We start from the raw sequence: 26,522 nt of genomic DNA, 5'->3' as shown, positions 1-26,522 counted from the left end.
TTAGCATTAGCATCGAGGTTTTTTCATGAGACAGGTCGAAGTTGGGCAAGATTTTTTTTTGGAGAATAGTCAATCGACATTATCAAGAGCTTTTGTGAAAGATTAGATAATAAGGTTTATTTCCTTTATATTATCTTTGTGAAATCAATGATAAACCAAAGACAACGTTAAGTAAATATTTAGATTAATAAATTACATTGATGCGAACGAGACGTGTCAGTTTTATGTTATATACACGATATAATATTATGATAAAAGATGCATTTTTAAGTCATACTGCGGAGGTTTTAGCTGAAACACATCATGGAATGACATGGACACAAATTGTTAAATACTTTTTAGAAAAGGCTGTCAAATATGATAGGGATATTCCCTATACGGACAAAAATTTCATGGATTTGTTGGATAAAAATGGAAATAAGGTAGCAAACAAGCGAACTGCATTCTATGAAAATCTTAAGGCTTTTAGCCCTAATGAACAATTCGAAATTATTAACGAATTATGTAATGTACATTCTGCTATTCCGAATTCCTTGGAATTAAAGCAAATGTTAGTAACACAATATAAGGCTTTAAGAAGTACTTCACCTCTTGAAAGTAGCATAGAACAGATTAATGAGGTAAAAGGGCTTTTAGCTGATTACCCTAATGCTGAAACTTCTTATAATTCGGGTATTCAAAAACTTGAAGATGGTGTCTATGAAAGAAATGCGATAGATGATTTGCGATTAAGTTTAGAATTGCTTTTAAAAGCAATACTCGGAAACGAAAAATCTCTGGAAAATCAACAACCGGAATTTAAGGGATTTCTCAAAGAAAAGGGGATAGTTCCTGAAATAGCTAATCTTCTTTGGGCTAATATTGACAATATTGCCAAATACAATAACAAATATGTAAAACACAATGACAATGTAGGCAAGGTAGATAGCGAAATGATACTTGACCTTATTACCGCCGTTATAAAGCAAATTGTAAAAGTTAGCATATAACGATTGTGTTTATGTTGCAAGGATGAGATTATGTCATCTTTTAATTTTTACTACTTTCGCAGAAATTTGAGGTTGTTTAGGTTTAAGCTGATTGCCCCCCATATCATATTGATATGGACTGTCTTTCAATTGGTTCAATCGCCTTAAATCTTCCAAAAAAGAGTTCGAGTTTTGTCCCAGCGGGATCACAAAAAAAGCCAAATGGCGCCATTGGAAGACAAATGGTGCCATTTTTCATCATAATCCCTTTATTTTTACTATAGCAAGGTTTTCTTAAAAATCTCTTCTAATTAAATACTCTTCAGATTAGTATCATGGATTAATTTTGAGCTAAAAGCTGGAAATATGTTAACAGTTTTCGAACCGATTCATTTAATTTCCTTAAAACTCCAAATTTTCGTCAGTCTTGTTAAAAAAATAAAATTTTGGCCGCTTTTTGAATTGATATTTTATTTCCTTTACGCCTCGAGTATCTTATCTTTGCTTGTTCGATTTTTCTGACTAGAATGTATATGATTGCTGTTGTCATTAGTTTCTCATGATAACGTTAAAGTTTTCAAAGAGAACCAGCTCAGCATTAAATAAGACACTTTTATTTACAACTCGAATAGGGTTTTCCGTAATCTAAAGAGCTTTTATTTGGTTATATTTGTGTGAATTGCAATTTATTACTTAGTAAATTGTAATTCAATCACCTCTAATAATAATCTTGAGAATGAATTTGATGTAACATATGAAAATAACTTTACCCTCTCTTGAGTCAACTTTCTATCAAAAAACTGGAAGCAAAAATATTATAAAGCAACTATTGGCTTCAAAGCGATCAATACCACTTAATGTATTGCAGGAAAATCGCTTTTACTTATTGGTAGAAGACAATGGAAATAAAATCTGTCTCACTACCAAAGAAGAATATATTCCCGAAGAAATTGAATACGCTCTTTTTACTAATATGCTCCCTAGTAAACAACGGTTTGAAGAAGGTAAAATAGTTATAAAGGGATGGGCGAAACACCCTCTTTTAAAAGAGTACTCATCCAATGAGATTATACAATCATGGGAAAATGATTTTCTATTTAAAGAAGAAGATAAAAGCGAGTCAGGATTAAGACAACCTCAGATTGCTGCATTACATATGATAATGAGACATCTGAAACTTCCTTTAGATGCAGCAACCGTAGTAATGCCTACAGGTACAGGTAAGACAGAAACTATGTTAGCTACACTAATAGCTAATAGATGTGAAAAGCTTTTGGTTACGGTGCCTTCAGATTCTTTACGAAATCAGATAGCTGAAAAGTTTTTCAATTTAGGGTTGCTAAAACAATTTGGTATTGGTGGCGAAAAGTCTTTATATAGATAAGAGTAAAATGAATGTTAGTATTAAAATATATCCCGCCAAAAACGGCGATTGTTTCCTGGTAAGTTTTTGGGAAATCACAACGGAGAAAAAGCATTTGCTCATTGACTGCGGCTACGTTGATACATTCCAAAAGTATCTAAAAGATGATTTAATAAAAATTGGTGAAAGCGGCGGAACCCTTGAAAAACTAATTCTGACACATATTGACGCAGACCATATTCAGGGAGCAATAAGGTTTTTAAAAGATAACAATGCCGAAAAGTTTATAGCAATAAAAGAAGTTTGGCATAACACATATCGTCATCTCTGTGTGCAAAAGGAAGGTGAAATAGATATAAAGCAAGAGCGAATTTTACAACAGATAATTCGAAGAGGAAATCCCCAAAGCGAAAGCAAACAGGGAGAGAAAGGAATCAGTGCAGAGCAAGGAACAACAGTGGGCGCATTGTTGCTACAAGGAAAATATTCATGGAATAGCGACTTTAATAATCAGGCTGTTTGTATTGAACAAAGGTCTGAAATTGAACTAAAGCCTGGTACTAATATCTACCTGCTTTCCCCTGACAAGCAAAAGTTAGGAAAGCTAAAAGATCTATGGACTGATGAATTAAAAAGGTATGGCGCTAATTTCAATTCAGGCAATGCGCAGCTATATGATGACGCATTTGAGATGCTTTTGTCATGGAAAATAGAGAAGGCTAAAATAGCTCCTAAGCCAATTTCAGCTACAAAAGAAACGCTTGAAGAACTATTAAAAACACCTTTTGATGAAGATTGTACGGCTACAAATGGCAGTTCTATTGCCTTTATTTTACAGGTTCAAGACAAAAAAATACTTTTTCTTGCCGATGCTCACCCTGGTTTGATAGTTCAATCCCTTAATGAATATCAAAATGAAGGCACAATAATCTTCGATTTAATAAAAGTGTCCCATCATGGCAGCTTTGGTAATATCAGCCGTGAGTTGTTACATAAAATTGATTCGGAAAAGTACCTTATCTCTACTAACGGCCAAAAGCATGGTCATCCGGACAAAGAAACTATAGTGCATATTATTACCAGGAAGGCAGGTTTTCATAGAAAACTATATTTTAATTATATCACTGCTAATTCAAAATATTTTGATAGGAAAGATTGGAAGGAGAAATATAATTACTCAATCCACTACCTAGATCAGCAGCCTTATACACTAACATTATGAGCCAAAAAATATTAAACCCAAAGCAAATAGAAACAGCAACTGTGCAGGTCACTTGCGGAAACAAGTCAGGTACAGCCTTTTTTGTTGTCACCGAAGGAGATAAACAAATCTTACTTACATCTGAGCATAATTTGCCTGAAGGGCAACCAGTGAAGCTATATCTAAATGATGAGGAAGTAGAGGCGGAAATTTTGGAAAGAATATCAGATCGTGATGTGGCCATACTGGAACTTAAAAATCAATCTGCAACTATTATTCCTGGTCTTCCTTTAAAAAAAATAGAAATCCCCTACAATGAAAATTGGGAAACCTATGGTTTCCCGACACAAAGGGTAAACTCTGGTGGAAGATATACCGGCAATGTCTCTCGGACTAATGAAGGCACAAAATGGGATGTGGATTTAGAATGTGAACAATACAGCAATATAAAACAATTTGATGGATTGTCAGGTGCACCGCTGGTAATGAATGGGCATGTAGTAGGAGTTATTGGGTATGATACCGTAGGAACGCTCGGTGCAACAAGTATCAGTAGTATTACTGAGATTTTGAACAAGCACCACATCATTGTCACTATCGATAAAGGCCATTCTATACCAGATTCGATAGAAAGTGATATATCAGACACTACGCCCAATGAGGAAGTGTTGCAAAAAATAAATGATGTAGTTGCAGCGCAAATTGACGGGAGTTATTTTTTGGTAAGTGGCAGCCCGGGTTCAGGCAAAACTACAATAGCTGCTCAATTCAAATTTGAGCGTGGCAATCATATTATAAGCGATAGGTTTTTTGTAAAAGTTCCGGAGAGCGAAGAAATTCCAACACAAATCAGGGCGACACCGGATTTTTTTATGAAATGGGTAGAAGAAGTTTGTCACCGTACCTTGTATAATAGTCCGCCACCCAAACCCAAAGCTGAAAAAACACTAAATGACAGGATAATAGAAATTCACCAAGCAATACAGCAGTTATCCATACATTATCAACAACAAGGGAAAATAGCCTTTTTGATTATAGACGGTTTGGATGATGTTAGCAAATCCCAAATAGAGAACTTTCTCTCCGTGCTGCCTGTTAAGTTACCTCCACATATCAAGGTGATTTTCTCATGTACATCAAAAGAGTTATTACCTAATGCAATCCAGACCACAATTGATGCATCAAAAGAAATTAAGGTCACACCACTCTCAATTCAGAATGCGGAGAAATACCTTTTGGAGCATATAAAAGAAAAAGGGCTTAACGCAAATCAAATAGCCGCACTGGCAGAAAAATCAGAAGGGCATCCGCTTTATCTAAGGTATTTGACCAAGTATATTTTAGGAATGGACGAAATACCTTCTATTGATGATTGGATTAGTTCGATTCCTGTAATTGGTGGAGAAATAGAAAACTATTATAACAAAATCTGGCTGCAAATAAATGATCATCCAGAAGAAATCTGGCTTGCAGCTACTTTATCAAGGTTAAGAATACCGGTGGATAAGAAAACCTTATCAGAAATACAGCCCGAAGCTACAAGGCATAGTTTCCTGTCAGGTTTTAAGAAGATCGAACACTTGTTAAGAGACAATGAAGCGATAAGTATCTATCACACCTCTTTTTCTGATTTTGTAAATAAAAAGACAGATGAATTAGACGAACAGGTACATAAAAACATAAGTAATTATATTCAAAAATACCCTCAGACAAATTTTAGCCTGTCTGAGAAAGTGTATCACCTGGCACATGGAGATGAGCAAAGTAAAAGAAACGCATTAGACGAATGTAACCAGGTATGGATTGATGACTGTGCATTAAACAGTATTAACCCTGATATTGTTTTGATAGACGTTAAAAATGTAATCGGCCTTGCTGCTGAATTAGGGATAGCGCACAAAGTCATTTCTTTATTGCTTCTTTCACAGCGAGTGAATTTTAGGTACAATACACTTTTTCAAGAAAACGCCATTTTCCTTGTAAATGCTTTACTGGCTTTAGGCAGACCGGAAGAGGCGATAAGGTATATTGTACGCAATAAAACACTAATCACTTCCGACGGGGATGCATTATACCTTTTGCAAAAATTTTATGAATATGGAGCAGATGAAGAAGCTGAAATATTATTAAATACAATTAGTCAGACGTGTAGAAATATAGTAGAAAGTGGCTTTGATACTGATACCTTCAATCGATTTATCCAATTAAAATTCAGCGCTGTTACCTTATCATCAAACTCTGATTTTGAAAATGCTTTTCATGAGTTTGGACACCTGAAGAAAACGGCAATTAAAATGATTGAAGCAAGTGGTAATCCAAAAGAAGCTATACATAAATTTAAAGATGATATAGGTTCTTACAATAGCGGCTATCTTATCTGGAGATTTAATCTACCCCCATTTACTAAGGAAACTGAGGACAAGTTCACATTTGACGATAAGTCAAGTGGCTTTATCTCAATAAGCATATACCATGCATTAGAATTTCAAGAAAAAAGCCCCATTGTTAAAACAGAAGATAATATTCCTGCCTGGATAGAAGATCTAGAGTATGTGATTGACAAGTATGGTACTCATCCTGATTATCATTTCTTTTTGCTTTATATTTTATTGGGAAGATCAAAAAGTCTTGATCTTGTTGAGAATCTATACAAGAATGTCTTTCCAGGTGCCGAGGAATTCGATTTGCGAAAAGAAAATGGCGTTGATTTAAATCATCAATCCATACATCGGTTTACACTCAATGCAGAATGTCTTGGGTATTTTGATACTGTAGACCAATATCCGGAACTATCAGAATATGGGTACTTATCCAATTGGGAAGAAAGTATAAAATCTGTTTTTAAGCATTTATGCTTCCTGGCAGGAAAAGTAAAGCGTTATAAAATTGATGGCAGGAATGAAGAGATCAAACAGCTTCAGAGTAAACTAACCGCGCTAATTGAAAAATTAATTCCGGACTTAAGAGATAGGATGAGTTGGAAGAGAAGCTATGCCCTTCCTGAATCTATTTACCCGGTCATCTACAAAAACCTGATTCATTTATTGATAGATGCTTTCCCAGATTATATTCCCGCTTTTGTTGAGCAAATAGTCAATAAGAAGCCATATCAGCTTGGGTTATACACCGAAGGTTATACAGATAGCTTATTTGTTATTGCCAGGGAATTAGCTAAGGAAGCCAAACATGAAGTGTCTGCTTTCAAAGTAGCAAAAGTATTAGAAGGCCATATTGTAAACACTGTAGAAAATAGATGGGAAAGAAATGAATACTTGTTGAGATTAGTTGAATTATATGCACTCCTAAAGAATGAGGATAAGGCTAGAAAAGCATTTAAGGAAATGATTGATACCTCAATGGGACCATCATGGTACAAAGAAGCTCAATTGGGAATAATAAATACTGCTGTTTCAAATATTGTTCCTAAAGATGGTAATCTTTCCTACCTCCAGAAGTTCGCAGCGCATCTTCATAATGCATCCGGCGAGATGACATTCCAACGATATGTGAAACAGCAGCAGGAAGAGTTTGTCGGCGATTTGGCCAAAGTCGGGTTTTTAAACAAGTCAATAGAATACTTTAAACATTTGTTGCTTCCGGATCATCAAACCATTATTGCTAATGCTGAGTCTGGGACGGTTGATATGCCTTACAAAGGCGAAGGATATATATTGGGGGCCAGGACAATTGAAGAGCAGAGTGGTGTAATGGACATGTTGCGGAATATTAAAGATTCAGGTTCTCCTATCGTTTGGGGACTTAGCGAATTGTTTATGCTTGGGGATGATAGATACATTAGCGGTTATGCAAAGATTCAGGCAGGTATTTTGAACCATTTGGAAAACAATGATACAGAAAAGTTAGACATAATATTTAAGCGTCTGGCTCGGTTTCTGGTTACTGAAATAAGCGATGAATTTCGATATGAGTATTTACGGGAATTGTTTAGCGAATTGAGCACTTCAAATTTTGAGAAATTGAAACCGTATTTAGAAGCGGTTGAAATGCAACCGACTCAACCCTCAAAAGAAGAAACTGAAGAAGAAACTGAAGAAGAAAGAAAACCTTCAACTCCTAAACGAGAAGAAAAAGATCCTCTTGACGAACTAATTATTGCAAAAGACGAGGCACAAAAGAAGATTGATATAGAAAATAAAAGCGGTGCAAGAAAAGTGATAATCGACGCATTGCAAAAAGTTCAAAATGAAAAATATGGAATATGGTCATTTAACTATTCCAATAAAATTAATGACATAAGAAATCTTTTTGCTGAAACGTATAATAACTCTGAAGAATTTATTAAAGACATAAAACAACTGATTATTAATGAGCCTTATTTTGAAGAATGGGTCATTGCCAACCAAATTATTTCATTGCTTCGGAATATAAATGACGAGCAAGAAAAGCAGTTGATTTTAGAAACTGTCCTGGAGCATATTAATTTGATGGTGAGAACTGACCAGCATTTTTATGACCGGTATGAGTGGCTGAATAAAGGAGCCGATAAAGTAAATACCGATGAACAAGATGATCATTTACTAAAGTTCCTTATTTGGTTTTTAAATCATCCTTCGTTAGTTGTAAAAAATCGAGTTATTGAAATCTTGGTTTGGCTCGGTTCCATTAATCCAGGTATTATTTTGCGAGCACTCGTTAAGGAAATACTTAGTGGCGGCTATAGCATTTCACAGGAACTTTCCGCTGCAATTATTCATCAGCTCTCAAATGTAAATCCTGATGGTTTTGCCGAAAATCTGAAAACTGCTTTTGAAGAAAAGGAACAAGAACTATTGAAGCTTAATCACTTTATGGTAAGGGAGGCCATTCTTACATCTCTTATCGAGCTTAAAAATAGTGGCATTACCGACCTAGATGAGTTGATTGCAAAGTTTGAGCAAACTTTTGCTGTATCTAATAAAAGAAAAGGTGAAATAGTGTTTGAAGAAGAATATTTGGAACCGTTAAGCGACCCCTTATATGAGCTTAACGAGTTAAATATTTTAACCAAACAGTTTGCTGAGATATTGGTGGGACAGGTAAAAGCATTGACCCCACTATCTATTGAGGATACTCAAAAAGTAAGTGAATATATTGATCGGAGTTTCAATGATCATAACGACATCTCCCTTGTTTCGGATTTTGATGTTCTTTTGAGATACGCTTTAAATGTTGCTGTGTGCTCTTGCACTACACTCAGTGACAGAGAGAAAGTTGCTAATATATTACGGTTTTATCAACCAACTTTCCCGGAAAACAAATTAACACCTCAGTTTAATAGCAATAATGAAAGTTTTGAAAACGCTGTAAAAGATTTTTTTGAAACCGGTAATATTGCTTTTGACAAATTATTAGTTAACAATGAGCTTCCGTTGAATTACTATGCTACAGAACACTCGGAATCTCGCCGAAGCTCTAAAGAAAAAATAGAGCTCACGGCCTACCTGATCCCAGTAGCAAAATTCTCTGTAAAACGCCACTCTTATCCTTGGCCGACTTTTCCTGCGAATGCTTATCCTGGTATTGTTTCTGAGAAAGAAGAAGATGTAATTCCGTTATTTATTAAGAGTGAATATGCAAGTAATGTTACCGGAAGTGAGCTGGTACCGGCTGTAATGACTGCAACTCTAGGCACTCTAATTCCAAATCTAAAAGACAATACTAAATCTGTATATTGGCGTAAAGGAAGAAATTGGGATAATAGAGAACAGGGGGTTGCTGAAAAAACAGGCTATTATACCACCGTAACAAAAGATAGAATAGAAACGCTGAAATCCGGGTATAAACTGATTTGGCAAATATCATTTGGATACAAATTCAGATACATTGATGTGTTTGAACAAAAGGAAATAATAAGATGATTACGCCGAGCAATAGAAAAGAATTTGAACGGCATATTGACATCCTTGCTGAAAGCATCGAAAGGAAGACATTTCAATTGCCGCCTAGTCGGAGGATACTCAATAGCTTGTTGAAGGCAAAACAATTGCCAAATAGGCGTACAAACTTTTTAACTATTGATGAATCGACACGGCTATTAGCTAATTCACTAGCAAATTTCGACAGACCAGAATTTAAAAACAGAAAAGATGCCAAACAGTAGAAAGGAGTTTGAACATAATATGCATTTGCTTAAAGAAAGGGCAGAAAAAGGACAGATACACCTTACTAAATCTAGTATAAGATCAATTAAAGGAATGATGAATGCAAGATATGCTCCTAATCAAAGGGTAAACCTTCATACAGTTGATGAAATGGCACGACTCATGGCAAATATGGTGACACAAATGAGTTATCAAAAGGAATTTAAAACAAAAGAAAATGGAGAAGAATAAGTATGGTATGTCTCCGCCTAAAACGAGAAGAGAATTTGAACACAATCTTTTTCTATTGGCAGAGGATACCTACCGAATAACGGAAAGCGGTGACGATGATTTATTTAGAAATTTTTTATGGGCCACGTATCCGCATATAAAAAACATAAAAAATCACCCTAATCGCCGGCTGAATTTTTTGACGATAAATGAGCAAGCACGATTACAAGCAAACATGAAAAAATGGATGAGTGATTAATGTTTACAAATGAAATACTACCTAATTATTATCCAAAAGTTTTTTATGCGCTTTGAAAAAGGCTGTCTTTTATAATAGCAATTCCATCTATCCGCCTAATCATCGCACGAGGCTATATTAATAAATAAACTCTAATATTATAGATACGAAGGAATTTGTTTGCTATACGGCACGACGTCAAAAAGAAATTTGCAAATCAGCCTTTATGTTTTTAATCTCCTACCTTGCTTCGTATTCTTCGGCTGTGTAGGTTTATGCTCATATTCCTCTGAGTCGTATTGATATGGACTGTCTTTCAACTGATTTAATCGCCTTAAATCTTCCAAAAAAGAGTTCGAGTTCTGTACCAGCGGGATCACTTTACGGAACAAGATAGAGAAATCTACTTTGTTCCGTTTTTTTTTAATTATTCTCGATTTTTTTTAAAATAAAACTTTTTTATAGTTTTCCTTATATAGATTTAGAGCAATTTTCCTCCATTTTAAGCAGTTCATTAATGATATGAAAAAATGAAGAAAGTTTATCAGATACTATGTTTATTATGTTTAAAGAAATAAAACTGAATGTTTAAACATTTGATTTTCAAAACAATATTTTTTAAATATTTAATTTTTTCACTGAAAATAATTTGTTTCTTTAAATTATTATACTTTACTTTGAGAATAACCTACCACAAGACTTAGACGGGTAACAGACTGCAGACCACTACCACACATGCAGCTGACTACGGTAGATTTTTAGATAACAAAAATATTTGAACCGGGTTTTGTGAGATCACTGATATCATAAAATTTTAGTATCCCTTGCTATAATAAATTTTAGAGATCTATAAAATTCTATAACTAAAAAATAATATAAGTGGATAACTTAAAAAAATAGTAAAACTAAAAACCTTGAATTATGAAAAAAACAATTGTATTATTAGGACTATTGCTTTTTGGCTTAGGAACTTTTGCACAGGAAGCAGAAAAAGATAACGTTGCAATATTTCAGGACTTTGTAGACGAATCAGTTGCGTTTTTTGCTTCGGATGAATTTATATCTATGAATGAGTGTTATGATACTTTTTATGATATGATTAATTTGACTGTTACAAAACCCCCATTAGGTGGTGGTGAACAAATGGATTTAGGAGATTGGCTTACAGAAAACTTAGGCGTAACTAAGTTTTCTTCTGCGGAAGAAGGAGTAATGATGCTTTACCGATGTGGACAGCAGGCGGATGCTGTATCTTACAAAATGAGGATATTATTTAGTAAACTGGACTCTATAGTTAGTGACCTTAGTAAAGAGGAAATGTACGAAGTTTTTTTTCCTGTACTTTCCCGTTATATTGTGAATGAAGCTTACAATAAAAGTCAAGAACGAAAGGAATTCTCTGAAAGCATTATTCGTAATTCCGATACCACCGCACAGATCAAACATAGTAATCCTTAGAAAATGAAAAAAACAGTCGTATTATTAGGCTTATTGCTTTTTGATTTAGGTACAAAAGCACAGGAGCAAGCAACCGATCGGGTACAGCAATTCCGCGATCTGATGGAAGAGCCAGTAAATTATTATACTTCTGACGAATATAGAGTATCTATAGCAACACGAGACGAGTTTTTGATAAGGTAAATTCATACGAGACAAATCCACCATGGGAAGGAGGTGAACAAATGGATTTTACGGATTGGCTTACCGAAAACCTGTTGTTGACGAAGTTTAAAACAGTAGAAGAGGGTGTACAACTTCTTTATAAGTGTGAAGATACCTCAATGGCTGTCGTCATAAAAGAGGAAGAATTATATCAAAAAAAGGAAAAGCTACTTGCACAGCTTAGTCGTGAAGAAATAGCTGAATTGTTTGATGAAATTACGAGTATTTATATTCAATATGAAGCTATTGGGATTAATAGATTCAATGATATGGTAAAAGAGGTTAACAAGATATCCGACTTAGAGAACAATTGATTAAGGGTCTGGTCTTCAAATAAAATCATATATCCCGCAGCATCCGGGCTTACTTCTCTTAAAGAAGTTACATTGCCCTGTCTGACGAATAAGATTTCATTTTCCTTTATAGATACCACATTGGCATCTATCTGTTGTTTGGCACTTCCTTTAGTGATGTGAAAATAAAGTTAAATTCAGGTTGGTGGAGTAGGTACTTTAATAAAACCCGATGTTTTAGCTATATCGTGTACCTGAATCGGAGTTTTCAGAATCGCAAAATCAGCCGATATTTCCGGCATAAATTCTCCTCTGAAATCCGTAGGAGTTATTCTTTTTATTGTATTCATATGGTAAGTTGTTAATATAAGATGAGGTAAGGAACCTTTTTAGTTCAGACAAAGAACATGAATGGTTTATTTTTTTAGATTTTCAGCAACAGATGAAGAGATGTCCATCAAAAAGAAAAAAAGGATTTTTATTTAAAGTATCCCGCTACATGTGAAAAGGTTACCTAATAATGCCTTCTCATAAGAAGTACAAATATAGCAGAAATTTTAAAAATGACGCAGGAAACCATTTTCTTAGCCCTTATATTTCCTACATGATTTTGACAGATTCTGTTCTCCAGACTTTAAAATGGATTTCTATCTTTGCTTAAAAAAAACAAGCAATATGAAACAGATCATCTTAAATTTGGCGATGAGTTTAGACGGTTTTATTGAAGGACCAAATGGAGAAACCGACTGGTGTATTATGGACGATGATATGGATTTTGATGCTTTTCTTGATAGTATTGATACCATATTGTATGGACGTATTAGTTATGAGCAGTGGGGAAATTATCAACCTGATGAAAATGCAGAAAAGCCAGAAAAAGAAATGTGGACTGCAATTCATTCCAAAAACAAAGTAGTGTTTTCTCATCAGAGCAGAACAGATAAAAATGCGATCTATATTTCGGATAATATCGCAGAGAAGATGGCTGAAATAAAACAAAATGCGAAAAAGGACCTCTGGCTTTATGGAGGGGCCCATCTTATCAAAACCTTTATTGGTTTAGGCTTGGTCGATGTCTACAAAATATCCGTTCATCCGGTTGTTCTCGGAAGTGGCAAGCCTTTGTTTGAAAGTATTACAGATCGCGTACAGCTGCAATTAACAAATACAAAAATTTTCAGATCTGGTGTAGTGGAACTCACTTATCATTCTATGTGATAAAGTGCGAATAATTCATCAGACCCTTTTTTAAAAATTTAGCATTTTTCATAGAGCAACGCCAAAAGTTGCTCTTTTTTTTGTTTTTCGGCATAACTGAATTTGTAAAAAATGACATTTTAATTGTATTTATTTGATCTGTAATCGTTTATAAATGATGTTTTTTATCCTTATTTAAGGATAAATTAAAATTATTGTTTATTTCTCATTTTAGTTAAAAAAGATAGATCGTTCTAAATAACTATAATTTAGTTTTTGTTAAAATTTATTTTTTATCATAAAATTATTGATTAAAAATATTGCTTTTGGCAGTTTTGGCACTGTTATTTTTACTAAAATTATTTTTTTTGCAAATAATTTGTATTTTTATCACCCTTAAATATTAATAAAATACGCATGAAAACAAAGTTAATTTTAACTTTTTTCGTGGTATTTGTACTTTACTTTGATTGTTTTTCTCAAAAAAGCCCTTCATTTCGACCTACCTTATGGGTGTACAATCATCAGAAAGTTAACGATACAACTACTGCGTTAAGCACTTTGAATTTCCATACTCATATCAACGCTTCCGGAGCTGATATATGGAGTTCATCTAAAAAAATCAATAATTCCAATCACTTATTTCTGGTTTACAAATCAGAAAAAGGAAAAGAAGAATATCTGATCTCAATTTTAGGTGAAAATAACAGCCTGTTCCTCGATGGTAAAAATCAGGTTATAAATGATTCCATAAAGCTTTCCGGGTACAATGAGGCATTCGGAGAACTCGCAGATATTAGTTTTTCAAATATAGAGAACGGCAGATTCTGGATGAATGCCGACCTGAAAAATACCAATCTGTATGAACTTATTTTGGTCAACGGATCCGGTTATGACAATGCAAATGAGATCAGAACCTATCTGAGCCTTAAATACGGAATTGACCTGATTGATTATAAAAAATATGTGTATAAAGACAAAAGATTATGGGAGGGCACACAAAAAGCCTTTAACCATGCCATTTTCGGAATAGGATATGCCTCTTATTTCAATTTATGGCAGGAAAAAAGCATACACTCCAAAGATCAGGATCTCATGGTTTCCTTCTCTGACCCTGAAAAAATATTTGGCAGAGATGGTTCCTTTGTATTATTGGGAAATAATAAAAAAGAATTTGCTTTTGATAAAAAAACAAAACGCAGCAAAAAAATATGGCTTGCCCGAACCGCTATACAGAATGTAGAAGTGAATCTTGCTTTTCCGGAAAAACTACTGCAGGGAAAAGAGTTATCTGATTATGAGCTAATTGTGCAGCGTGATGGAAAAGAAACAGTATTTGAAGCCGTGCTGCAGGACGGTCATATCGCCTTTAAAAATATTCCGCTGATAGCGGATACGGATCATTTTTTCCAGTTCAGAATTCGGGAAACAGAACTGCAGGTAACTTATCAAGCAGATTGCCGTGCTACAGATTTGCTGTTGAAAAATAACAACAAACTGCGCGATTTCAGTCTGTTGGTAACCGATGATAAGAAACAAGTAGTACTATCAACCAACCAATACAAAGAAAACTATACCTTACCTACAGAACAGACTGCTTTCTACGATGTGAGTATCGGTTATAACAGCAAAAAACTACAACGCAGAATACCTGCTGCTTCAGCAATGCTAAAACAAAGCAGCCTGAAAGAATATTATATTCTGGAACAGGAACCGGTCTCTATCAATCTGAATACGGAGGCATCAAATAAGGCAACATTAAATTATCAATGGCTCAAAAACGGAAAAGAAATAGGTACAGGAACTACAATACAACTTACCGAAGAAGGTACTTATGAACTGATCACATATCAGAGTGCAGATTGTTTTGTAAAACAGTCCTTCAGCGTTTTCCAACAAAATAGCAAAGAAGTCTGGGCTATCTATCCGAATCCGGCAACGGATACCGATGAAGTTTACGTGCGATTTGATCTCCCTGATACAGCACTTGTAGAGATTGCCATCTATGAAATCAATGGTAAGCTGATACACAAAAAAGCACTGGGAAATATTCAGCAGCAAACCCACTCTTTGGGAAGATTCTCAACAGGTACTTACATCGTAGTAGCCTATATCAACAAAGAATTACAGATAAAAAAAATACGTATCAAATAAAACCATATAAACCACGCTATTACCCTTATAACAATGTTACATAAACGCTTAAAATTCCGCCATACCTTCCTGTACCATGTGGTATTATTTGCCATGTTATTCAACTTTATAGGTTATCCGGCTTATGCCATGATAGAATACTATCCGTATTATGCGGTAAAATACCCCCCAACATTTTCTTTTTTCGATACAGATGAGTTCCTTTCAAAGGAGCTCTCTGTTGTCGGAAAACCGGAAGCCACTGCTGAGCAAAATCAAAATACCATATATACAACAACGGCACAAACCATCACTACACAAAGCACAGCAAATAAAGAGATTGTTGAAATTCATTCTGCAGACAAACAGGGAATCATCGGATATGATGAAGAGCATACCAGCGACGATCCGTCAGACAATATTTTTAGCTTTACAGTAGATAAAAATCTTCTCAACAATAAAGAAATCAGATTGAGTTATGATGTCTTTGGTATCGATAATCCATCGGGTATTTCAAGAAGCATTAATGAAAACAATGCAGTCGGGGGGTATATCATCCAAAAAAACAATCAGTGGAAAACCGTAGAAGAAGTTCTGGTTCCGGAACAATTAAAAAACGGTCTGAACCATATCATGTTTACCGTTCCGGAACATGAAAACATCCGTTATAAGGTGAAAAACCTTAAAATAACACTTAGCCCGGAAACAAATAAACAACCTGTTTACTTTACAGATGCCCATACACTGTATTTCAAAGGAAACACCTCCTATATCAAAGGAACAGTGTCTGACAAAGACGCCGTTTTATCCATCAATGGCCAACCAATACGCGTAGTAAATCATGAATTTGAAACCCTTTTGGAAGACACCGGATCTCTAAACGAACTGGAAGTCATTCTAAAAAATAGTTCAGGAGAAACACTGTATGCCCAAACAAATTCTATTGAACATAAAATAGATGCCACACATCAGATCGTCTATAAAAAACCGGCAGCACTGCAAAAAATAGTCCGAACATCAGATGAAGTATATGCTTTTACTACTGACGCTATGGATTTTCAGATCAATCTGCAAGACTATAAAGACGCCCGGTATATCACTGCTCAGAAACTGCGATCGGTAGATATTGCCCCTCTGGGGACCAACATCATCAATGTAACACACGATGCCGCTGCGTATCGCTTTTTACCAGAAGGAGCCAGATTTGCACAAAAGGCAAAACTCGCACTACACTACAATACAGCACTCTTGCCAAAAGGATACAGTGAAAAAGACATACAAATACTCTACTTTGATCTGCAGCAAAGAAGATGGTTAGCCGTAGAAACAGACAGTATTGATACGGAGCATCAGAAAATCATATCGCTAACCGATCACTTTACCGACTATATTGCCGGAATCATACAGGCACCTGATTCCCCTGAAACCAATTCCTATACACCGACCTCCATATCCGACATTAAAATAGCCGATCCGACGGCTAATACCATGCAGATACAGCCGCCTGTTGCCAACCAGAAAGGAGACGGTACTCTTGATTTTCCGATTCAGCTGCCATCGGGAAGAAACGGATTACAGCCATCGGTTGCTGTATCATACAACAACAACGGATCCAGTGGTATTGCCGGTTTTGGATGGGACATATCCATGGCATCCATCACCGTAGACACCAAATTCGGAGTACCGGAATACCATGCTTCAAAAGAAACGGAAAGCTACCTGTTCAACGGAGAAGAGCTACAGCTCAAAAACGGCACACAATTATACCTGCCGCACCGCAGTTTTACCACCATCAACAGAGTAAACAATGCCGTTTTTTATCCGAAAACAGAAAGCAGCTTCTCTAAAATAGAACGTAAAGGAACCCATCCTTCCAATTACTACTGGGTTGTTTCGGATAAATCCGGAACAAAATACTACTACGGACAAACCGCATCCGGCAGATTGACATCGGGTACCAATTCCGGTAATATTGCCAAATGGATGTTAGAAAAAGTAGAAGACAAAAACGGCAATTATATACAATATAATTACTACACCAAAACCTACAACTCCGGAATCTTATCAGGAGGAAAAGAGCTGTTGATAAATTCCATATCCTATACCCTGCATCCTTCCATAAATTATTCCGGAATGGAAAAAGGCATGCACAAGGTCAACTTTATTTATAATACAGAACAGCGCACCGATCAGTCAGTGAGTTACCGCTATGGTTTCAAAGAGGTAAGTGCTTCGTCTGTGAACAGCATTCAGGTATTTAGTGCTACCCAGAGAAAAAAAGATGTAGAAAACTATCAGATCCATTACAACTTTAAATACAAAACAGGAGCGTTTGGAAAACAGCTGCTCGATGGCATAGAAACAAACAACATAAAAATACATAAAGACCAATCACAGGAAACAACCTCGTATGTGCATACATTTGAGTATTATAATGATGTTCAGAACGGCTTGTTCGGACCGGATGTAAGGTTGAATTCATATGACGATTTCGAAGATGAAAAGCACTCTACGCTGAGTTCCGGAAAAGAATCGTATAAAACATCAGAGTTTACTGTTGGGGGTGGTGTTTCTCCTTTATATAACGTTCCTTCCTGGTGGCCTTTCAGTACCGGTGGCACCTTTAATATGACATTTCCGTCAAATGTTTCGAGTAAAACATCACCTGCTATGGTGCTCATGGACATCGATGGAGACGGATTGGATGACAAAGTCATGAAAATAGGCAATGATGTCAAATACCGAAAAAACCTTGGCGGGGTACTTTTTAGCGAGCAGCTCTATAAAGTAAGTCATTTGCCTGAACTGGGACTTACGGAAAACAGAAGCTCAACGGCTCCCGAAAAATCCATTTCCCTGATTGCTTTTAACCTGCAATCTTCCAAGTCCAACTCCAATTCGAGAGTACGTACCTTCTTTACCGATGTAAATGGTGACGGACTCGTAGATTATGTAAAGGATAAAATAGTATATTTCAACAGAATAGACCCGAATTCGGGTTTACCTTCTTTTACCAGTAACAGTGAACTCACACCCAACCTTATTTTCAAAGAAGGAGATGTAGATCCGGGTATTTCCGAACCACTGCCTGATCTTACACTGGGCAATGACCTCATGGATGTTGTTAAAGTATGGGTAGCACCCAAAGCCGGGAAAATCAACATCACAGGACAGATCAGCAAGCCATTTGTCGCTTCTGAAAACGGAGTACGTTACTCCGTTGAAAAAAGCAGCTTTAAAAATCTTGTAGTAGGACCTCCTGTAAATCTGGGCAGTTATTATGCTGCGCTATCACAAACAACAGAAGATACTTTCAATTCATTCCTATTAGTAAATGAAGAAGTCAATCAGACCGACAGCCAGTTTTTCAATCCTGCACTATCAGAAACAGCAGAAAATACCTGGATGTCTGATCTGTTGGTAAATGAGCACGTTAATGAAGCCGATAGTCTGTTTGTCAATCCTGCACTATCCGGCCTTACTGCCGATGTTCCGGTAGCATGGCCTGTTGATGATTCTGAGGCATACGATCTGCCTTATGAGCAGGACTTTACTGATTTGCTGGATAGTATGGGCACCCCAATGATGGCAGAGCCCTTCAATACTATGGCAGCTAATGCTTTGCCGGTCATTCCGGGAGGACCCATTGGTGGTGGTTCACTCATTCCATACACTACTACCTATATCAAACAGCCGTCACTATTAGTTGTCAATTCAGAAACCACCAACTTTTCAAATATATCCGTCAGCAAAGGCGATATGATCTTTTTCAGAGTCAACAGCAGTCAGATCCCTACAGAACCGGCAGCGGTAACATGGGACCCTGCAATTACCTACACCACTCAGGATTATCCTTCTGCGAACCAATACCCGCAATATTCCTCCCGATTCAGCGAATCATTTGTCTATGGCAATGCCATCAGCGAACCGCACCTGTTTACCGGTAAAGGCAATTACCGATTGCAGTGGGATGCTTTTACCATCAACAACAGCGGCACCAATGCACAGCTCTCTGATGATGTTTTTATCACCGTGACCGGATACCAACTCAAAACCAATCCGGACAATTCGGTAAGCAAAGTACCCTTTAACGGATACTCGTCCACACAGCTCCAGAAAAGACATATCAAAGCCAATACCAACAATGCTATACCAGCCATCAATCTGGCCTTCAACTTTACGGATATCAACAGCAACGACCCTGATACCTATAAATACCTTGAAATAGAAGTAGAAACCACCTCTCAGATCAACTGGAAATTATTGGACAATCTTTTTAAACCGAGAGTAATCAAAACCGATAACAATCAGCTAACCTATATAAAACCAAAATACCAATCATACCACAAACAACATAACAACAATTATAAATCTACTTTTCCTACAGCAACGACTTTAGGCATCAACCATAACTTCAGTCTTGCAGGCTGTGATGAGCCGACCTGTAAAGACCGCACCATTTTTATGGTGGTTAAAAATGCCAATGGTAAAATCATTTCAACCCTAAACGGGCGTCCGGCAAAATTCCGTTACCTCATCAACCAAAACGGCGTCATTACAGAAAAAAGACAGTTCAACGGAACCACTTTTGTAACCTTGACGGGTAACTCTTATCAGGCAAGCCTGCCTGCCAACACCACTTTATTTATTGAATACTATACCGATAGCGGAACTATAGCCACAAAACTAAATGCATTTCAGAACACAAACGGCAACAACCTGGTAACGGCTACCTCGGCAACTACCAATACCAGTTTTTACAAACCCAATATCTTTTATTCGGATGAAATGAACGGTTTCGGAACCTTGTTCCGCAACTGGGGAGTCTTTGCCTACAAAGGCGCACAACCCGAAGAAAACTTTGTACCCATCAAACGATCGTATCTGGGCAGGCTTGCCATAGCCGGTTTGTCTTCTGCAGAAACACCGACACAAACGGAGATCAATCAGATGAACAATCTGGCAAACACCAATATAGAGGATATTGATTACGATTTTGAAACAGACCAGTTTACGGGCGGCAGTCCGGGCATAAACCTCAACCCGCAAAGTATTGAGGCTGCGAGACATTTTACACCATTGAGTCCCGATCGTGCCAATATGGCGTGGAGTGCTCATGAACGCCTCTACATAAAAGCAACGGAAATGAGTCCGTATCTTCGTTATAACAATGAAGATGAAATACAGATGCTTCCGATACCGGCACCAACGGGTGTAGGATTATACGGAGCGGTTTCCATTACAAAAGAAAACACTTCTGAATCCAACTCAGTTGGTAAAAGCATCTCTTTCTACGGTATCTCTCTGGGGAACACTACAAGCAGGGCAACAAGCAGACAGCTCAACGAATACCGTGACGTCAACGGAGACGGATATCCGGATATCATAGGAAACAATAAAATACAGCTCACTTCCAAAAGAGGAGGGCTCACCAACTCATCACTCAATATCAATATGTTGGGCAAAATCACCAGCAACGGAAGCGGAAAAGCAGCCGGAGGGTCTGCTGCCCACATTGTAGCCTTAACAGATCCTACCACACAAAAAACAAATGTGAAAATAGGTAATAGTGCTACCTTTTCAGGTAACTTTGGCGGCAGTGAATTCATCACCAATTCCAACCACGAACAGACCCTGATCGATGTAAACGGAGACGGACTGCTCGATATTGTAATGACGGGCGGTACCGTAAGGCTCAATACCTCAGGCGGATTTGTTCCGGCAACATGGCCGGGATACGGCGTTGCCAGACTGAGCCGCACCATTTCAAAATCGATTTCAGCAGGTTTTGGCGGAAGTGTTTCTGCATTTCCGGAAACAGTCAGCACCATCAACGGAGAATCTATGGTTACTTCATCTAATCTCGATATTGCATTTGGAGTCACAGGCTCACGCAGTGTCACACAAGACAAAAATGATTTTGCCGACTTTAACGGCGATGGTCTGCCGGATTATGTAGACAGTAACAACCGCATATATTTCAATACCGGTACGCGCCATATCGCTTCAGACTTATATCTTTCCAGACTTACAGAATCATCTTCCTCTTCTGTAGGAAACATCAAAAACCTCGGGATGATGGTTCCGTTTCCCATACCATTCTTTGGCATCATCATCAAAGCAGGTGTAGGCGGCGGTCTTAATAAAGTAGACACCTTTAGTGAAGAAAACGTAAGCCTGCGCGATTTTGACGGGGATGGCTATCTCGATATTGTAAAATCGACTACTGAAAAAGAACTCGTCATCAATTACTCCAGAATCGCCCGTACCAATATGCTCAAAACGGTAAACAACCCCACCGGTTCCAGTATCGAACTTGATTATGCTACTAAAAACGTAATTTCAGGTACCGGATTCGGCAACAACTACAAAATGCCGTTTAAAAAATGGGTATTGAGCCGTGTACAAATAAACGATGGATTTGAATCAGACGGAGAAGATATACAAAAATGGGCATTTGAATATAAAAACGGATTTAAAGACCGCAGAGAACGTAAATTCTTAGGATTCGGAGAAGTCATTTCGCATCAGTTGCGCAAAGACGGTACAGTGTACCGCACCTCTGTTACCGAGTATATGCTCAACAGCATGCAGCAGCATGAAATCTATTTACAGGGAAATGCTTCTGACAGCAGAAAATACCAATACATAGGACACCTTCCGATCAAACAAACAGTAAGCGATGCTGCCAACCGCATATGGAGCACCACAGACTATGAATACAGCATCTATTCACTTGGTGCAGCAGACAGCACCTCTGATTTTATAACCGCTGCTACCCCGACAGTCACCTATACGGATCAAAGCAGAATACTGTCATTGTTAAAGAAAAACAAAAACGTTATCACCCATTACGAGGGTAACAGTACCAATGCCATAAACATGGAAAACCGTTATGCTTTTTTACGGTATGACCGCTATGGAAACGTTCTGGAACATCTGGATGAAACCATGAACCTGAATTCCAAAATAAAATACCACGATATAAACAACCAGACGGTATATATGGTTAACATCCCTAAAGAACATACGGTAAACGCTGCTTCTTCGGGTACGGTTCTCCGAAAAAGCACCACAGAACTGAGTGCATCTAACAATATTGCCCGTATCAACAAAATCAAAACCTTAGAGAATCAGGGACAGACTGCATCAACGGATTTTGAATACAATGTGCTGGGCAATCTGATCAAAGTACGGCATCCGAAACCTCAGATGAATGCGCCGGAAAGCAGCCGCTTTTATCAGGAATATACCTATGATACCATGTTTGACCAGTTTATAACAAAAACCAAAGACGCGTATGGATATGAGAGCACAGCGGAGTATGTAAACTTTGGAATGCCATTGGTACAAACCGATATCAACGCCATACCGTTTCATTATACCTATGACGGTCAGCGCCGTATGGTACAGTTCAAAGGACCGTATCACAAAGAGTGGACCATCCGCAACCAATACCGTATAGCCGATAACAAAATGTGGTATGCGGTTACGCAGCACAATCTCAGCGATGAAATGGGCGATGCTACGGGTGAAATCTTACATACCTCTGCTTTTGCTGATGGTTTGGGACGCATTGTACAAACCAAAAAACAACTGGAGGTACAGCAAACCTGTGAAAGTGAACCCGGTACGGGGTACCGTTTTGCCGTTTCAGGAGCGGTGATCTATGACGAATTCGGCAGAACCATAACCACTCATCTGCCACAGGAACAAAAAGACTGTACGGGTGATTTCATTCATGCATTGAGAAACTATACGCCATTGACCCATACCGAAGCAGAAAAAACAAGCTACTTTTATGATATGCAGGATCGTTTACTGCAACAGCATGTGTATGGGCTCAATGCCACAACCACCTATGAATACGGTTTTGGTTTTGACGGCACCTCTGGCGGGGCAAAAAGCAGGGAAAAAATACAACTTCCTGAAGGTAATATATCCGAAACCTATAAAGACCACAAAGGCAGAATCACCTCTGTAGTACAGACAGATCCGGGTACGGGGCAGAGTCTGGCTACTGTGTACCAGTATGATGCACTAAGCCAGCTCTTAAAATTAACAGATGCCGAAAATAAAACCACCTCATATACCTACGATAGCTTTGGGCAAAAGAGCAGCACCAAACATCCTGACAACGGTACTACCACATTTAAATATGACCTTACCGGAAAATTGATCACAACTGCCAATCAGAATCTAATCCATCAGGGGCAGGAGGTACAATACCAGTACCATTTCAATCAGTTAAGACAAATCCTTTATCCGAGTCATAAGGTACGCTATGATTACGGGGCTGCCGGAGAAGCCTTTAATACTGCCGGACGTCTGAAGAAGATAACAGACCTTACAGGAACCCGCGGTATGCAATACGGTGCTTTGGGAGAAGTGATCCGCGATATGCGTTATTTATCGGATCAGTCCGGAGAGCTTAAAACGTTTGATAGCAGTTACCGTTATGATTCTTGGGGGCGTATCATGGAAATGACCTATCCGGATCAGGAACATCTGAGATACCGCTATAATGAGGTCGGGCAATTGTCAGGCATTTACAGTAATTCCGGAGAAACGTATCTCAAAAACGTACAGTACAACTACTTTGATCAGCCGGTTCGTATAGTATATGGAAACGATGTAGTCACCACTCAGGAATACGACATCACGCAGCGCATCCGTGCGATGCAGCTCGACCGTCCGGATGAAAGTACTTTTATGCGCAACCTATATAATTATGATCGCAATCAGAATATTGTAAATATCAAAAATGGGTATTCGCAACATCAGATCATCCGAATGGGAGGTCATTATGAAAAAAGTTATAAATATGACGGATTTAACCGTCTTGCAAGTGCGGTTGGTGAATGGAAAGGATATCAGGAATCCCATAAGTACAAGCTCAATATGGAGTACAACCGTACGCATGGTATCGTAAACAAAAACCAGTGGCATGTCACCGGTTCACCGCAGTATTCCGGCGAAACGGTACATTCTTACCAGAGCAAATATACCTATCAAAATGAGCAGCATCCGCATGCGCCTTCTAACATTAGATATACTAATTTTGAGGGACAATACCGTGGCGAAGTTTTTTTCAGATATGATGCCAATGGTAATATGATCAATGCCATAAATAAAGACGTCAGAGGCATAGAATGGCGTAAGCGCGATATGCTGTGGGACGAGCAAAACCGTCTGACAGCTGTGATTGATGATGACAAAAAAATCAGTCACTATGTGTACGATCACAGCGGTGAGCGTACCTTTAAATCAGAAGGAAGCGTTTCTGAAGTCAGCATTGCCGGAGAAAACATATACCGTGTGCTTGATTTTAATCAGTATTTGCTCTACCCTTCGGGCTATATGGTAGTCAATCCGGCACGGGATCAGATCACCAAGCACTACTACATCAACGGCAAGCGTTTTGCCAGCCGTCTGGGGCGTATCGGAAAATGGATGGACAATACAACAAATAAAAGAAGAACCCTTTCTTCAGAATCGGGTGATACCAATACAGCAGCTGATTTTAACCAGCTGGCACAGGCAAACGGACTGAACCTGCCGTATGCAACCTACAGCATCAGTGTAGGCAACTCGGCAGCGAACTGTATCTCACAGCTGCAGTCCCTGCTGAACCTGTACAATACCCCGACAACGCAGCATTGTCGCAACTATATACAGTCTGCAATGAACAACCTGCCGGCATGTGAAGCATTGGTATTGGTCAACAACTATATCTGCAGCCCGGTAACACCGCCTAATAAGCCGATCGATACCACGCTTCCGGGATACACACCGGGGCAGTTGCAGGAGTTTGACTGTCTTACCGAGCTCAACATCCTTATCGGAGAATATACCGCTATACTGATACCAACACCTGATGAAAATGGCAGACCTGTAAAAAATCCAAAAGAGGCTTGTGCCAGAAATGCTTTATATTACATTCAGACCCAGCTCACGTTTAATCCGGCACTCAATGCCTGTGAAGTATATCTGCATCTACAGGCAAACTATAGCTGTGATCCGGCACCCGGTACAATAGAAGGACCGGGTACACCCGGCACCTTACCGGATAACTGGACCGACAACGGGGGAAATGAAGGCGATCCAAAAGAAGAATATGATGAATCGAAAAGAAAACCGATCTGGTGGTACCATACCGACCATCTGGGAAGCAGTACGTACCTAACGGATAACTTTGGAAGACCAAGTCATTACTATGACAACCTGCCTTTTGGAGAGACCATGGTTGAACACAACCAAAGTCAGTATTATGGCAATCAGTATAAATTCAACGGAAAAGAGTTAGACAGCACTACGGGAATGTATTATTACGGCGCACGCTATTATGAGCCAAGATTTAGTATATTTGTTAGTGTTGATCCTCTTGTAGAAATGACTATGGAACCGTATTCGTATGTAGGCAATAATCCGATTATGTTTACAGACCCAACGGGGATGAGTAAAGATGATATCATTATCAAGAATAAAGATAAAAAGGAAATAGCAAGGATAATAGTAGATACGGGGGATAAAGACTATGTTTTTGATACTGACCTCAATATTAATCCTGACAAGCCACTTGTTTTTGATACAGGTATGAGCATTAAAGAACTTAAAAAAGAGTATGATGCTATAGGTGTAAATCTTAGTGGTTCTGCGACTGTTGGTGGAGGAATGGAGTTTGGATTGTCGATTGCGTATTTCTTAAATGGTGAAAGCGAGGGTAATTTGGGTATTTATACTTCTAAAGGAGGAAATGTAGGTGTCGGAGGTGGTGCTGGTTTTAGTTTCTTTGGAGCGAATTTTAATAGGAAAGCAAATAGTACTTTTTTTGACGCGTCCGGTTTTGCAGGAAATTATAACTCAGCTTCAATAGGTATTTTAGGTTTTGGTTATTCTATAACCTGGAGTAATGAAAATAATACCCACGATCAAATTTATCGAGGACAGCGAGGAAACAAACCAACTTGGACATCGCAGTCTATTGGTTATGGCAGTGCGCCTAAGACTTTGTCACAAGTGTTAGGTAAAGCCGGGAAAGCAAGTGCTGCCTATTCCGGAGGAACCAGTACTTTGTCGAGAGAGTTTAAATCTAAAAAAGTAAAGAAATGAAAATACTTAAACCATACCTTATCTTTTTCGGAATTGTAGCTTTT

The 26,522-nt window shown here is 37.9% G+C and carries 23 protein-coding genes and 1 pseudogene; 15 read left to right on the top strand and 9 right to left on the bottom strand.

The window, feature by feature from the left end; all coding sequences use genetic code 11:
* Positions 1-548 precede the first annotated feature (548 nt).
* A complete protein-coding gene (locus tag QW060_RS08260) occupies positions 549-989 on the top strand; it encodes a hypothetical protein (RefSeq protein ID WP_290363164.1) in 441 nt (146 codons plus the stop codon).
* 33 nt (positions 990-1,022) lie between these two features.
* On the opposite strand, the gene QW060_RS08255 is transcribed toward QW060_RS08260, so the two are convergent.
* Positions 1,023-1,220, bottom strand: a complete 198-nt coding sequence (locus QW060_RS08255) for a hypothetical protein (RefSeq protein ID WP_290363163.1) — start codon at positions 1,218-1,220, stop codon at positions 1,023-1,025.
* Positions 1,221-1,941: 721 nt separating this feature from the next.
* On the opposite strand from QW060_RS08255, the gene QW060_RS08250 reads away from it, so the two are divergent.
* The 3 genes and pseudogenes from QW060_RS08250 to QW060_RS28455 all read left to right on the top strand — a co-directional run.
* Entirely contained in the window at positions 1,942-2,352 is a 411-nt protein-coding gene (locus tag QW060_RS08250) for a DEAD/DEAH box helicase family protein (protein ID WP_290363162.1), read from the top strand.
* Complete coding sequence (avs1a, locus tag QW060_RS08245; protein ID WP_290364725.1) at positions 2,327-3,553, top strand: AVAST type 1 anti-phage system MBL fold metallo-hydrolase Avs1a; 1,227 nt, start codon at positions 2,327-2,329, stop codon at positions 3,551-3,553. The genes QW060_RS08250 and avs1a overlap by 26 nt, the downstream gene beginning before the upstream one ends.
* Positions 3,550-3,981: pseudogene (locus tag QW060_RS28455) on the top strand (hypothetical protein); the annotation flags it as partial. The gene avs1a and the pseudogene QW060_RS28455, both read left to right, overlap by 4 nt.
* On the opposite strand, the gene QW060_RS08240 reads toward QW060_RS28455, so the two are convergent.
* From QW060_RS08240 to QW060_RS08225, 4 genes are all read right to left on the bottom strand, one after another.
* Complete coding sequence (locus QW060_RS08240) at positions 3,864-4,121, bottom strand: hypothetical protein (protein WP_290363161.1); 258 nt, start codon at positions 4,119-4,121, stop codon at positions 3,864-3,866. The pseudogene QW060_RS28455 and the gene QW060_RS08240 sit on opposite strands and share 118 nt — an antisense overlap.
* A gap of 151 nt (positions 4,122-4,272) precedes the next feature.
* A complete protein-coding gene (locus tag QW060_RS08235; protein ID WP_290363160.1) occupies positions 4,273-4,431 on the bottom strand; it encodes a hypothetical protein in 159 nt (52 codons plus the stop codon).
* A 548-nt stretch (positions 4,432-4,979) separates the two neighbouring features.
* Entirely contained in the window at positions 4,980-5,126 is a 147-nt protein-coding gene (locus tag QW060_RS08230; RefSeq protein WP_290363159.1) for a hypothetical protein, read from the bottom strand.
* A 144-nt stretch (positions 5,127-5,270) separates the two neighbouring features.
* A complete protein-coding gene (locus tag QW060_RS08225; RefSeq protein ID WP_290363158.1) occupies positions 5,271-5,480 on the bottom strand; it encodes a hypothetical protein in 210 nt (69 codons plus the stop codon).
* Positions 5,481-6,097: 617 nt separating this feature from the next.
* Here QW060_RS08225 and QW060_RS08220 point away from each other — a divergent pair.
* A complete protein-coding gene (locus tag QW060_RS08220) occupies positions 6,098-6,244 on the top strand; it encodes a hypothetical protein (RefSeq protein ID WP_290363157.1) in 147 nt (48 codons plus the stop codon).
* Positions 6,245-6,665: 421 nt separating this feature from the next.
* Here QW060_RS08220 and QW060_RS08215 read toward each other — a convergent pair whose 3' ends face one another.
* On the bottom strand, positions 6,666-6,908 hold the full coding sequence (locus QW060_RS08215) for a hypothetical protein (RefSeq protein ID WP_290363156.1): 243 nt from the start codon (positions 6,906-6,908) through the stop codon (positions 6,666-6,668).
* 295 nt (positions 6,909-7,203) lie between these two features.
* Here QW060_RS08215 and QW060_RS08210 point away from each other — a divergent pair, with 295 nt between their 5' ends.
* Genes QW060_RS08210 through QW060_RS08195 form a run of 4 tightly spaced genes read left to right on the top strand, consistent with a single transcriptional unit; the run spans position 7,204 to position 10,102 of the window.
* Entirely contained in the window at positions 7,204-9,390 is a 2,187-nt protein-coding gene (locus QW060_RS08210) for a hypothetical protein (RefSeq protein ID WP_290363155.1), read from the top strand.
* Positions 9,387-9,632: an AVAST type 1 anti-phage system protein Avs1c gene (avs1c, locus tag QW060_RS08205; protein ID WP_290363154.1), complete on the top strand. Its 246-nt coding sequence runs from the start codon at positions 9,387-9,389 to the stop codon at positions 9,630-9,632. Before QW060_RS08210 ends, avs1c (QW060_RS08205) begins: the two co-directional genes overlap by 4 nt.
* Positions 9,619-9,864, top strand: a complete 246-nt coding sequence (avs1c, locus tag QW060_RS08200) for an AVAST type 1 anti-phage system protein Avs1c (RefSeq protein ID WP_290363153.1) — start codon at positions 9,619-9,621, stop codon at positions 9,862-9,864. The genes avs1c (QW060_RS08205) and avs1c (QW060_RS08200) overlap by 14 nt, the downstream gene beginning before the upstream one ends.
* Positions 9,851-10,102 carry a hypothetical protein gene (locus QW060_RS08195; protein ID WP_290363152.1) on the top strand — a complete coding sequence of 84 codons (252 nt, stop codon included), beginning with the start codon at positions 9,851-9,853 and terminating at the stop codon, positions 10,100-10,102. Before avs1c (QW060_RS08200) ends, QW060_RS08195 begins: the two co-directional genes overlap by 14 nt.
* Positions 10,103-10,305: 203 nt before the next feature.
* Here the strand turns inward: QW060_RS08195 and QW060_RS08190 are convergent, their stop codons facing one another.
* Positions 10,306-10,473, bottom strand: coding sequence for a hypothetical protein (locus QW060_RS08190; RefSeq protein WP_290363151.1), 168 nt, complete (start codon positions 10,471-10,473; stop codon positions 10,306-10,308).
* 559 nt (positions 10,474-11,032) lie between these two features.
* Here QW060_RS08190 and QW060_RS08185 point away from each other — a divergent pair.
* On the top strand, positions 11,033-11,539 hold the full coding sequence (locus tag QW060_RS08185) for a hypothetical protein (RefSeq protein ID WP_290363150.1): 507 nt from the start codon (positions 11,033-11,035) through the stop codon (positions 11,537-11,539).
* A 3-nt stretch (positions 11,540-11,542) separates the two neighbouring features.
* Positions 11,543-11,722, top strand: coding sequence for a hypothetical protein (locus QW060_RS08180; protein ID WP_290363149.1), 180 nt, complete (start codon positions 11,543-11,545; stop codon positions 11,720-11,722).
* Positions 11,723-11,975: 253 nt separating this feature from the next.
* Here QW060_RS08180 and QW060_RS08175 read toward each other — a convergent pair whose 3' ends face one another.
* Both QW060_RS08175 and QW060_RS08170 read right to left on the bottom strand, forming a co-directional pair.
* Entirely contained in the window at positions 11,976-12,176 is a 201-nt protein-coding gene (locus tag QW060_RS08175) for a hypothetical protein (RefSeq protein ID WP_290363148.1), read from the bottom strand.
* 57 nt (positions 12,177-12,233) lie between these two features.
* The gene (locus QW060_RS08170) at positions 12,234-12,386 is read right to left on the bottom strand and encodes a hypothetical protein (protein WP_290363147.1); all 153 of its coding nucleotides are present in this window, start codon (positions 12,384-12,386) and stop codon (positions 12,234-12,236) included.
* 170 nt (positions 12,387-12,556) lie between these two features.
* Here QW060_RS08170 and QW060_RS08165 point away from each other — a divergent pair, with 170 nt between their 5' ends.
* The 4 genes from QW060_RS08165 (at position 12,557) to QW060_RS08150 (ending at position 26,478) form a co-directional block, all read left to right on the top strand.
* A complete protein-coding gene (locus QW060_RS08165) occupies positions 12,557-12,697 on the top strand; it encodes a hypothetical protein (RefSeq protein ID WP_290363146.1) in 141 nt (46 codons plus the stop codon).
* 14 nt (positions 12,698-12,711) lie between these two features.
* Positions 12,712-13,254 (top strand): dihydrofolate reductase family protein, encoded by a 543-nt coding sequence (locus tag QW060_RS08160; protein WP_290363145.1) that lies wholly within the window; start codon positions 12,712-12,714, stop codon positions 13,252-13,254.
* A 396-nt stretch (positions 13,255-13,650) separates the two neighbouring features.
* On the top strand, positions 13,651-15,387 hold the full coding sequence (locus tag QW060_RS08155; RefSeq protein ID WP_290363144.1) for a T9SS type A sorting domain-containing protein: 1,737 nt from the start codon (positions 13,651-13,653) through the stop codon (positions 15,385-15,387).
* Between the two features lie 33 nt (positions 15,388-15,420).
* A complete protein-coding gene (locus QW060_RS08150; protein WP_290363143.1) occupies positions 15,421-26,478 on the top strand; it encodes a SpvB/TcaC N-terminal domain-containing protein in 11,058 nt (3,685 codons plus the stop codon).
* Positions 26,479-26,522: the final 44 nt, after the last annotated feature.

This window comes from Paenimyroides ceti (assembly GCF_030409925.1).
The sequence above is the reverse complement of the archived record's forward strand: the minus strand, read 5'-3'. Positions and strand labels throughout refer to the sequence as shown.

What these genes read in the sequence shown, in the direction of transcription:
- QW060_RS08260 (WP_290363164.1), top strand. Translation starts at nt 549, where the DNA reads ATGTTAGTAACACAATATAAGGCTTTAAGAAGTACTTCACCTCTTGAA.
- QW060_RS08255 (WP_290363163.1), bottom strand. Translation starts at nt 1,220, where the DNA reads ATGGCACCATTTGTCTTCCAATGGCGCCATTTGGCTTTTTTTGTGATC.
- QW060_RS08250 (WP_290363162.1), top strand. Translation starts at nt 1,942, where the DNA reads ATGCTCCCTAGTAAACAACGGTTTGAAGAAGGTAAAATAGTTATAAAG.
- QW060_RS08240 (WP_290363161.1), bottom strand. Translation starts at nt 4,121, where the DNA reads ATGATGTGGTGCTTGTTCAAAATCTCAGTAATACTACTGATACTTGTT.
- QW060_RS08220 (WP_290363157.1), top strand. Translation starts at nt 6,098, where the DNA reads ATGGTACTCATCCTGATTATCATTTCTTTTTGCTTTATATTTTATTGG.
- avs1c (WP_290363154.1), top strand. Translation starts at nt 9,387, where the DNA reads ATGATTACGCCGAGCAATAGAAAAGAATTTGAACGGCATATTGACATC.
- avs1c (WP_290363153.1), top strand. Translation starts at nt 9,619, where the DNA reads ATGCCAAACAGTAGAAAGGAGTTTGAACATAATATGCATTTGCTTAAA.
- QW060_RS08195 (WP_290363152.1), top strand. Translation starts at nt 9,851, where the DNA reads ATGGAGAAGAATAAGTATGGTATGTCTCCGCCTAAAACGAGAAGAGAA.
- QW060_RS08180 (WP_290363149.1), top strand. Translation starts at nt 11,543, where the DNA reads ATGAAAAAAACAGTCGTATTATTAGGCTTATTGCTTTTTGATTTAGGT.
- QW060_RS08170 (WP_290363147.1), bottom strand. Translation starts at nt 12,386, where the DNA reads ATGAATACAATAAAAAGAATAACTCCTACGGATTTCAGAGGAGAATTT.
- QW060_RS08165 (WP_290363146.1), top strand. Translation starts at nt 12,557, where the DNA reads ATGCCTTCTCATAAGAAGTACAAATATAGCAGAAATTTTAAAAATGAC.
- QW060_RS08160 (WP_290363145.1), top strand. Translation starts at nt 12,712, where the DNA reads ATGAAACAGATCATCTTAAATTTGGCGATGAGTTTAGACGGTTTTATT.
- QW060_RS08155 (WP_290363144.1), top strand. Translation starts at nt 13,651, where the DNA reads ATGAAAACAAAGTTAATTTTAACTTTTTTCGTGGTATTTGTACTTTAC.
- QW060_RS08150 (WP_290363143.1), top strand. Translation starts at nt 15,421, where the DNA reads ATGTTACATAAACGCTTAAAATTCCGCCATACCTTCCTGTACCATGTG.